At 58.9% G+C, this 735-nt stretch carries 2 protein-coding genes; one reads left to right on the forward strand and one right to left on the reverse strand.

The genetic code is table 11. The annotated features are described in order from the left end of the window. Positions 1–260 (reverse strand): LLM class flavin-dependent oxidoreductase (locus AC1DT3_RS23190; protein WP_477467507.1); only part of this gene is annotated, 260 nt, incomplete at its 3' end. Between the two features lie 126 nt (positions 261–386). Here AC1DT3_RS23190 and AC1DT3_RS23195 point away from each other — a divergent pair. Continuing rightward, positions 387–735: aldo/keto reductase (locus AC1DT3_RS23195; protein ID WP_477467508.1), on the forward strand; the 349-nt coding region annotated here is incomplete at its 3' end.

Genomic DNA, 735 nt, shown 5'->3' on the forward strand with positions numbered 1-735 from the left:
ACCATCAGGGGTGCGTGGTTTGGCAGCATCACGCCGCCGGAGCCGACCCTGATCGACTTGGTGATGGCTGCGATCTGTCCGATCATGATCTCTGGGGCACTGCTCGCGATCGACGGCAGATTGTGGTGTTCTGCCACCCAGTACCGCGTGTATCCCGCGTTGTCGGCGTGCCGCGCGAGTTCGAGCGTATTGCGTAGAGCGACGGCTGGCGTAGAACCGGCATTGACGAAGGACAAGTCGAGAACGGACAAGGGGAGCATTGAGCCAACTCGGAACAAGGACGGAGCGTCCATTCCGCAAGATAGGGTCTCCCCTGTGCAATTCACACCTCACTTGAGGAATGGCAGTCCTGCTACAGTTCGATTAGTCCCATAACGGAGAACTCCATGACTAGGCGTCGACAACTCGGCCGTTCAAGTCTCTCGGTTTCGCCCCTCTGTCTCGGCACGAACGTGTTCGGCTGGAGCGTGGACGAAGCGAACTCGTTCAAGATCCTCGATGCCTTTGTCGACGCAGATCTGAATTTCGTCGACACCGCGGACGTCTATTCCACTTGGGTTCCCGGCAACAAGGGCGGCGATTCCGAGACCATCATCGGCAAATGGCTGAAGGCGCGCGGCAACCGGGACAAGATCGTCCTCGCGACGAAGGTCGGCTCGGAAATGGGACCGGGCCAAAAGGGATTGTCCAAGGCCTATATCCGGTCGGCAGTCGAAGCCTCGTTGAAGCGTCTTC

It is taken from the genome of Microvirga sp. P4_G7 (assembly GCF_056401005.1).